Annotated in this window: 8 protein-coding genes; 3 read left to right on the top strand and 5 right to left on the bottom strand. The window is 66.0% G+C overall.

What is annotated here, in order from left to right; genetic code table 11:
- Together ACEW8N_RS08440 and ACEW8N_RS08435 are read right to left on the bottom strand one after the other, a co-directional pair.
- On the bottom strand, positions 1–565 hold a 565-nt coding region (locus tag ACEW8N_RS08440), incomplete at its 3' end, for an NAD(P)/FAD-dependent oxidoreductase (RefSeq protein WP_373499368.1).
- A gap of 3 nt (positions 566–568) precedes the next feature.
- Complete coding sequence (locus ACEW8N_RS08435; RefSeq protein WP_373499367.1) at positions 569–2,596, bottom strand: ATP-binding protein; 2,028 nt, start codon at positions 2,594–2,596, stop codon at positions 569–571.
- 268 nt (positions 2,597–2,864) lie between these two features.
- Between ACEW8N_RS08435 and ACEW8N_RS08430 the strand changes: the two genes are divergently transcribed.
- From ACEW8N_RS08430 to ACEW8N_RS08420, 3 genes are read left to right on the top strand one after another with little or no spacing between them, the layout of a single operon-like run.
- On the top strand, positions 2,865–3,413 hold the full coding sequence (locus tag ACEW8N_RS08430; protein ID WP_373499366.1) for a GNAT family N-acetyltransferase: 549 nt from the start codon (positions 2,865–2,867) through the stop codon (positions 3,411–3,413).
- Positions 3,410–4,519, top strand: a complete 1,110-nt coding sequence (locus tag ACEW8N_RS08425; protein ID WP_373499365.1) for a M20 family metallopeptidase — start codon at positions 3,410–3,412, stop codon at positions 4,517–4,519. The genes ACEW8N_RS08430 and ACEW8N_RS08425 overlap by 4 nt, the downstream gene beginning before the upstream one ends.
- 41 nt (positions 4,520–4,560) lie before the next feature.
- Positions 4,561–5,457, top strand: a complete 897-nt coding sequence (locus ACEW8N_RS08420) for a M28 family peptidase (protein WP_373499364.1) — start codon at positions 4,561–4,563, stop codon at positions 5,455–5,457.
- Positions 5,458–5,468: 11 nt separating this feature from the next.
- Here ACEW8N_RS08420 and ACEW8N_RS08415 read toward each other — a convergent pair whose 3' ends face one another.
- The 3 genes from ACEW8N_RS08415 to ACEW8N_RS08405 all read right to left on the bottom strand — a co-directional run.
- Positions 5,469–7,415 (bottom strand): aldehyde ferredoxin oxidoreductase family protein, encoded by a 1,947-nt coding sequence (locus ACEW8N_RS08415; RefSeq protein WP_373499363.1) that lies wholly within the window; start codon positions 7,413–7,415, stop codon positions 5,469–5,471.
- 82 nt (positions 7,416–7,497) lie between these two features.
- Positions 7,498–8,214, bottom strand: coding sequence for an NAD(P)-binding domain-containing protein (locus tag ACEW8N_RS08410; RefSeq protein ID WP_373499362.1), 717 nt, complete (start codon positions 8,212–8,214; stop codon positions 7,498–7,500).
- 133 nt (positions 8,215–8,347) lie between these two features.
- Positions 8,348–8,898, bottom strand: a 551-nt coding sequence (locus tag ACEW8N_RS08405; RefSeq protein ID WP_373499361.1) for an oligopeptide/dipeptide ABC transporter ATP-binding protein, incomplete at its 5' end; no start/stop codon positions are given.

Here is an 8,898-nt window from a genome sequence, read left to right as displayed (position 1 = left end):
CGGCCACCCGGCCGCCCGACAGGATCATCCCCTCGACCGGCGCGTGGGTGACGACCTCGGCGCCCAGGGCCCTTGCGCCCTCGGCGAACCCCCGGGTCAGCGCGATCGGGTTGACCTGGCCGTCCAGGGGCGAATGGGTCGCCCCCAGGATATGGTCCGACAGGCCGGGCTCCATCCGGCGGGCACGCTCGCCGTCCATCAGGGAGACGTCCAGGCCGATCTCCCGCTGACGGTCCGTAAACCGGCGCATGGCCGCCATTTCGGCCCCGGTTTCGATGACGATCATTCCGCCCCGCTGGACAAACTCGATGGGGACGGGCAGGGCCGCCTGAAGCTCCGCGAAGAGGGCCAGGCTCTCCAGGGCGAGCCGGAGGTGCACGCCGGGCTTCTTGGACTGCATGAATACCAGGCCGTCGCAGGCCCCCGAGCTGCCGGCGGCGACCCCGCCCGCCTCGAGCACCGTGACCCGGATTTTTCTCCGGGCCAGGAAATAGGCGACGGCGCTGCCGATCACCCCGGCGCCGATGACGACGACATCGCGCTTATGGTCGCATCGAAGGGCCATCCCTCACTCGGCCGCCCGCGGCTCTTTTCGCCCGAAAGAGGCCAGGATCTCCTGCTGCCATGCTTCGCTGTAGCCGGCGGTATCCCGGAGGTTTCCGGCACGGACGGTGTGGGCGAAGTGAATCCGGACGAAATCCCGAAACCGCTTCTCCACCACCGCCCGGACCGACGGGTTGAGGCGGCGGTGCATCTCATCGTCCACCTCGTTGAATTCGAAGAAGATGGCCAGGTGATGGGTGATGCTGCGCCGGGTGTTTTCCGGCACGTCCTGGGCCGCCACGGCCGCCATGAGACCCCCTGCGGCGGACACCAGGCCGCGGCGGATGATCTTCTTGATGTTCCTCAACTCTTCATCGGTCCAGAAGATGCGGTTCCGGTCCATGCTGAGCGCGCAGCGCTCCGCTCCCAGGAGGTTGATTCTGCCGACCACGTTGCCCCTGGCCCCTTCGGGCAGCAGGCTGTCCGTCTGCGTCACGAAGATCCCGTCCTGAAAGACGGAGATTCCGCCCTTGGCGCTGTCCAGTGCGTAGATGTGGTCGCCGGGCTTCAACGCCCTCAACAGCAGCCATCCTTCGGATTCCCTGAATTCCAGGGGGGCGATGAAATCAATCTCTGCGGTGGCGCGCCGGCCGTAGACGATACTGTCGTTGCCGATCTCGATGGTCCGTCCCAGCTCGTCGTGGAGGAGGACCGGCACCTTGAGGTAGCGGAGGTTGGTCTTGAGATAGTTGGTGTACTCGAGCGTCCGGCAGTAGTTGGTTTTCGATGCCCGGAGGTGCAGGGTCACCTCGGTGCCGACCGGAAAATCGCCCTCCAGGGGCCGGACGTCGAAATAATCCCGCAGGCTGGTGATGGTGATGGATAGCCCCGGAAACCCGTCTTTCCGGGTCCGGATCACGATTTTATCCGCCGCCAGAAAGCTGGAGAGAAAGCCGATGCCGAACTGGCTGATAAAGCCGACGTCGATCCTGGCCCGCTTGGCGCCCTCCCGGACCTCGGTCGACTGGTAGAGGGAGATGCCGATCTTCAGGAAATACTTCTCGATCCACTGCCGGTCCATGCCGATGCCGTTGTCGCGCACGGTAATGCGGCTGATGTCCTCGTTGTAGGCGATGGCGATGGCCGGCCGGTAGCCGTCCGATTCCATCAACCGCCGGAGGTTGCAGGCATCGAGGGCGTTCTGGACCAGCTCGCGCAGGAAGACGCGGTTGTCCGTGTAGAGGCGCCTGCCGGTAAAAAGCTGGAGGGCGGCGGAAGAATCGACGGAGAACCTGATGTCGACGGGGTCGTATCCCTCCGGCTCGATTTCATACAGCACATCGGAATAGAGGAACCGGGGGCTGACAGACTGGTTGGCGTCGTTGAGTCTCCGCTGCACCGAACGCTCGTGGCGCTTCAGCGCCCGGTGCACCTCGGCGGCCCGGCAGCGGATCACGAGCCGGATGGTGCCGGAGAAATAGGGGTGGGGCCCGGCGTCTTCAACCGTAAAGGATTCCCTGACCCGCTCAGACGTCATGGCGATCTCTTCCGACATGAACCCGATGACCTCCCGAGCGGTTTCATCGTCCTGAAAATCGAGGGCGCGGGCGAGACGGATGGCCGCCGAGACCAGGGGCGCATTAATGCGGGCGTCGCCGGTGCTCCCGTCTTCCCTGTCCATGGCCGATTCGCCGGCGGAGCAGCAGATCCCCGTGATGATTTCAGCGGTGGCGGCATCCCGGATCCCCAGGTCCCGCCAGCGTGCCAGAATCGGATTGCCGGGGCCCGGGCTGTTTCCACCGATGGGACAGAGGGCGGCCGCGGCCTGAAGAAAGAAGATATCCCCCGGATTTTGCCGCAGCATCTGCTGCTGCTCCGCATCCAGCAGCCAGCAATCGAGGAGCGCCAGAATCCTCTCCCCCGCGTCCAGGGGATCGGTCCCGCCCGCCGGGTTGGCCGGCACGGGCGGGGCATGCAAACGCCGCACCGCCGATCGGATGGCGGCCAGATCGGCCTTCAGGTCGGCCGAAAGCCCTTCCGTGAGTCTTGTCATGAACGCCCTCCCATACTGATGCGAAACAGAGACGACCCCGGCGGGTCGGATGTTCTCCCCGAGGCACAATGCCTCCCGAAAAATGATGCCGAACCCCCGGCGCGTCAAATCGATATTGATTTTACCGTTCCGAAGCAACATTATGATGGTCTGGGGTATGGCATGCACAGGGCATGCAACCATAACATTCCATGGAACCATCAGCAAGAGAGGCGTTGTGGGGTCTTCGGAAGGAAAAGAGAAGCGGATTTCGGTTCGCATACGGGAAATGGAAATTGACGACCTGGCGCCGGTGTTTCATTTGGGGGAGATGCTCTTCAAGGCCGACGAGGCCCCCAACATGTACCGGACCTGGGATGCCTACGAGGTGGTGGGACTGTTTCACAGCGACACCGAGTTCTGCCTGGTGGCGGAACATGAAGACCGGCTCGTGGGGTTCCTCCTGGGAACGACCATCATCAAGTCCCATTCCGCCTGGAAATACGGGTACCTGATCTGGCTGGGGGTCCACCCCGACGTTCAGCAGCACGGCGTGGCCGAAAAACTGTTCCAGAAATTCAAGGATCTCGTGATCGACCAGGGCATTCGCATGCTCATCGTGGACACCGCCGCCGAAAACCTGGCGGCCCTCCACTTTTTCCGCAAGCAGGGGTTCGGGCACCCGCAGCAGCACATCTATCTGACCCTGAACCTCCAGTCTGAAATCCAGCGTCTGAAAAGACGCGCGACCGACCCCCAGGGGCCGAAGCCGGAGAGAAAAAACGAAAGCCGGCCGGGTGCGCCGCCCCAAGGCCCGGGCGAGGGGGAGGCCCCATGACCGTCCAGCACAAGCGGCTGAAACGGCTTCTGAAACAGATGATCGATATCTACAGCCCGTCGGGAAAGGAGGAGGAGATCATCGATTTCCTCAAGGGATACCTGAAGCGCAGGGGGCTTCCCGTCCGGGTGATGCCGGTGGATGAGCGCCGCTGCAACCTCATCGCGGGAAACCTCGAAGCCGATCCGCGACTGGCCCTGGTCGGCCATCTGGACACGGTGCCGGCATACGATCTCGACCGCTACGCATGCGAGGAGAAGGGGGATGTGATCCAGGGCCTGGGCGCCGCCGACATGAAAGGCGGCTGTGCCGCCATGATCGAGGCCTTCACGGCATGGCACGACGTCGGCGCGCTGCCGTCCGGCGCGGTCCTCTGCCTCGTGGTCGGGGAGGAGGAGACCGGCGACGGCGCCCGGCAGCTCATGAAGGAGCTTCATTTCCCGTGGGCCGTCATCGGCGAACCCACCGGCCTTACCCCGTGCCTCCGGTGCTTCGGCTACCTGGAAATCGAGGTCGCCACCCTGGGCCGGCGGATCCACGCCTCGGTGGCCGACCCCCGGCAGAGCCCCGTCGCCACCCTGCTGAGGAAAATGCTCCGCCTGATCCGCTATTTCGAGGCCCGCCGGCCGGACCTCGCCTACAACATCCGGGACCTGTTCAGCAATCGCGCCGGTTTTGCCGTCCCCGAGCGTTGCGAGGCCTGGCTGGATGTCCACGTTCCGCCCCACCTGGCCATGGGGGGGATCCTCTCGGAGATCGAGGACGCCCTGAACCGGGAGAGCGACAGCCCGCCCGCGGTCCAGACGGAATTCACCTGCCGGACCATCGACGCCGGCTACGAGATCCCGGAAAAAGGGCCGGTGGTGGCAGCGCTTCGATCGATCTTCGAAGCGCGGTCCATCCCCTGGGCGCCGGGCGCCTTCCGGAGCCATTCCGACGCCAACCAGCTCTGGGCCTCCGGGGTGAAGGCCATCGTCCTGGGGCCGGGGGAACTCTCCCAGGCCCACACCGAGGAGGAGTCGGTTTCTTTTTCCGAGGTCTGCCGGGCCGCGGAGATCTATCTGGACCTGCTGAAACGGATGACGCGGCCGGAGGGATGCGCCTGAAGCAAGGCTCCCCTGCCGGGTCGTCACGGGAGGAAACAGCCATGATCGATCTGAGAAAAACCCGGGCGGGGCTCCAGCGGCATTTGGCGGCCCTGACCCTCGCCATCGGAGAGCGGAGCGTTCGCCGCCCGGAAAAGCTCCGGGAAACCGCCGAATATCTACGGTCCGCCTACGGGGGCATCCCCCTGAACGCCTGGTGGGAGCCCTACGATTTCCAGGGCATGACGGTCCACAACGTCGTCGCCTCCCTCGCGCCGGCCAGCCCCCCCCGCGCCCACTACGTGGTCGGCTCCCACTACGACTCGGTGGCGGGAACGGTGGGGGCGGACGACAACGCCAGCGCCGTGGCGGTCCAGCTCGAACTCGCCCGGGAGCTGGCCGCCCCGTCAAACCGGAAACGGCTCGCCGCGGCCGTGACCTTCGTCTCCTTCGCCCTCGAGGAGCCGCCGGCCTACGGCACCCGGTACATGGGCAGCCGCGTATACGCCTCCCGGGCACGGAAGGCGGGCACGCCCATCGACGGGATGATCTGCCTCGAGATGGTCGGTTATACCTGCCGCACCCCCGGCTGCCAGGGCTATCCCTTCCCTTTGATGTTCCTGGGCTATCCCGAAGCGGGCGATTTCATCGGCATCGTGGGAAATTTCCGGTCCAGGCCCTTTGCCGGGCGCCTTCTCGACAGCTTCCGGAAGAACCGGCGTCTTCCTTCCATCGGCCTCACGGTCCCCTTCGACGGCTGGCTCATGCCCACGGTCCGCCTGAGCGACCACGCCTCCTTCTGGCGCGAGGGATACCCGGCGGTCATGGTGACGGACACGGCCTTCTACCGGAACCCCCACTATCACCTTCCCTCGGATACCATGGAGACCCTTGATGTCGATTTCATGGCCCGGCTGGTGGAAAGCCTCGTGGGATTTTTTCTTTCCCCTATTCCCTGATCCCGCTCCGGTCAGGCCCGGGTGCCGCCATGGGGATATGCCTCGAGGGGCCGGAGGGCCGGTCCCTCCCATTCCACATAAGGCCCTTCCCGCAGGGTCCGGTCCAAAACCTCCGGGATTTCCAGCCGGGCCATGAGCGCCGGTGTCGGGACGCCGGTGTCGGGATCGTATCCCCTGGCCCGGTAATACCCGGTCAGGAGCGCCTCGTGGGCCTTCATCCGGGACTCCCCCTCGGAACTTTGGGCGATCTCCGGCGGCTGCGGGAGGCTGTCATGCCGCCGGGTGCACCCCCGCCGGAGGTTGAAGCAGCGCTCGACCGCCCAGATTCTCGGCGCAACCCCGCCGCCCAGGGAGGCTTCATCGAAATGCTCGCCGGTCAGGGCCGTCAGGAGGCGCGCCAGCCCGTCGAAAAGCGGGTAGACGCCCACGAGGGGAACGGCGCAGCCCCACGAGTTGACGGCACCCTTGCAGCGTCCCAGGGCGTCGGCCAGGGTAGTGGCGTTTTCCGAGACAATGAGGCTTGTGACCGGCTCCTTTTCCGCATCCGCCGGGAGGAACCCCCGGCGGACCAGCTCGGGATAGAGCTCCGGGTCGTTCTCGCCATAGGCCCAGCTCCGACCGCGGAGGTGGTCGGCCCCGCGGGTCGAGGTGGCATGGGCCAGGGAAAAGAGCCCCGCAGGGTAGATCCCCCGGGAGAGCCCCTTGACGTGATAGCAGTACTTCATGGCCTCGGGGCCCAGAAGCCTGGCCAGGTTGAGGAGGCCCTCAGCCACGAGGCTGCCGAAGCCCTCCCGGAGGGCCGTCCGGTGGATCAATTCGGCCTGGGCCGACGCATCCGTCCAGGCGAGAGAGATGCCGGTCTCTTTTTCCGTGAGGATGCCCAGTTCGAAGAGTTTCTTGGCAAATGCGACGGTGTTGCCCAGCCCGATTACGTCCATGCCGTAGAGGTCCGCCAGGTTTTCGTATTCCAGGATCGCCACCGGGTCCTCGATGCCGGCGTTGACCCCCATGCAGCTAATGGCCTCGAATTCCAGGGCGGCCCCGGTCTCGCCGGACCTCGGCCCATCAGGGATCCGAAAGACGTTCTTGCAGGCCACGGGACAGCCGTGGCAGCCTTTCCGCCCGATCTCGAAGCGCTTCCACGATTCCGGACGAAGTGCGGCCGGCACTTCTTCGGCCTCGAGGTATTTTTTGAAATACCGGGAGCCGGGATGCCATTCCACCATGCCGATATGGGTGCCGTAGACGGCGATCTTGTCCCGCTGGACCGGGTCGGTGGCGAAGAACCGGCGATCCAGGTCGACGAGCTTCCCGAACGCCTCCGGGTCCGCGGCCGGGACGGGCTTCGTCCCCCGGACCGCCACCGCCTTGAGAAGCTTCGACCCCAGCACCGCCCCGCTGCCGCGGGCCGCGGAGTTGTATTTGTCCACGATGGTGGAGGCGAACCGGACCAGGTTTTCGCCGGCGGGGCCGATGCAGGCCGTGGAAACGCCCCTGCCGTGAACCGCGTCCAGGGCGTCGACGGTGTCCCAAGTGGTTTTGCCCCAGAGCCCCGATGCGTCCCGCAGCTCGGCGCGGTCGTCGTCGATCCAGAGGTACTTCGGCCGGTCGGCCCGGCCGGTGATGACGATCTGGTCGCAGCCCGCCCGTTTCAGGCGGTGGGCGAAGGCGCCGCCGGCGTTTCCGTCGCCCAGAATGCCGGAATAGGGCGAGAGCGTGCTCACCTCGATCCGGCTCGACAGGGGCACGCCGGTGCCGGAGAGGGGCCCCGCGCCGAAGCAGACGACATTCTCGGGCGAGAGCGGGTCGATGCCCGGGGGGATTTCATCAAAGAGCGTTTTGGAATTGAACCCGCGCCCGCCCAGGAACCTGCGGGCCGTGTCGGGATCCAGGGAAACCTTGTCGATGGCGCCGCGGGTCAGATCCACCCGCAGCACGGTGTTGCTCCATCCGTTCATAGATGATTCCTCTCCCGGAGAGTCCACGCCGCCTGTCGCTGCGCCGGACCGTCTCCGACCGCCGCCCCGCCGCCCGCGGCGCCTAGATTGGAAAGTTGGTACCGGGGGGCGGGCCATCGAGCTCCCGCTCGACCTCCCGCACCAGCACGCGGGCGAAGTCCCCGAGATCACCCTCCACAAAGGCTTTCATCGTGCCCGCGCAGACCGTCCGGATGGCCAGGTCGATCCAGTCTTCGGGGATGCCCCGCCGGGAGAGTTCCCGGCGTATCCGCACCGCCGCCCGGATGGCCTCGGCCGAACCGATCCGGTTGATCTCCGCCACCAGGTCGGGATCCCCCGCCGCCACCTGGCGGAACCCCGGAAGCTGGCTCCGGATGCGGGCCAGGATGCCCGGATCCTCGGACCCCACCACGATCATCGCGGCCTCCCCCTCGGACATGGACCTTGCATGGCCGACAATCTTGGCGTCGACCACGGAAACATCGGATCGTTTTCCGGAGACGGCCGGGTCGATGCGGGCGGTGGTGGCCATATTGAGGATAACGGCCCCGGGTTTGGCCAGGTCGATGAGCTGTTCGACGATGCCCCCCACCATGGGCGCCGGAAGCACCACCGCGACCAGATCGGCCGCAGCGGCGGCGTCGAGCGCATCGAAAGCCTCGCCGCCGGTCATTCGGGCGACCCTGGCCGCCTGCTGCAGATCGATATCGATGATGATTTTCCGGGTTTTCCGGGGAAGCTGGGCGGCGATCACGGAACCCATCCGACCCGCCCCGACCACGGCTGTACACAGGATCATGCGGCCATACCTCCATTCGGTTCGCATCCAGCCCTCACATGGAAAGAAGATGCCAGAATTCTTGTCAGAAAATAACGATCGCCGGCCCATCCTGTCAACGGGGACGGCAAAGACCGGCACGCGGCCGTCATGCCTACCGGTTCCAGCAGGCCGCCCAGTGGTTCGGCCGCCGTTCGGTGAGGGGCGGGTCCGCCACATCGCACCGGTCCGTCCGGAACGGGCACCGGGACCGGAACCCGCATCCGATCGGGGGCTCCAGGGGGTTGGGCGGCTCGCCGTCATAGACGATCCGGCGCCTGGCCCGCTGCACCCGGGGGTCGGGAACAGGCACGGCCGACAGCAGCGACTCGGTGTAGGGGTGGACGGGGCTCTCGTAGATGGGCCTGCGGTCGGCGATCTCCAGGATGCGCCCGGCGTACATGATGGCGATGCGGCGGGAGATATGCCGGACCACCGCCAGGTCGTGGGCGATGAAGAGATAGGTGAGCCCCAGCCGCCGCTGGAGGTCGTGCATGAGGTTGACGATCTGGGCCCGAATGGAGACGTCCAGGGCGGATACGGGCTCGTCGGCCACGATGAACTCCGGGTTCAGGGCCAGTGCACGGGCGATGCCGACCCGCTGGCGCTGCCCCCCGCTGAAGGCGTTCGGGTAGCGGTTCATATACTCTGGCCGCAGCCCGACCC

Origin of the sequence: Desulfococcus sp. (assembly GCF_041737845.1) — a bacterium.
Lineage (GTDB): Bacteria > Desulfobacterota > Desulfobacteria > Desulfobacterales > Desulfococcaceae > Desulfococcus.
This window is presented reverse-complemented; position numbering and strand designations above follow the sequence as displayed.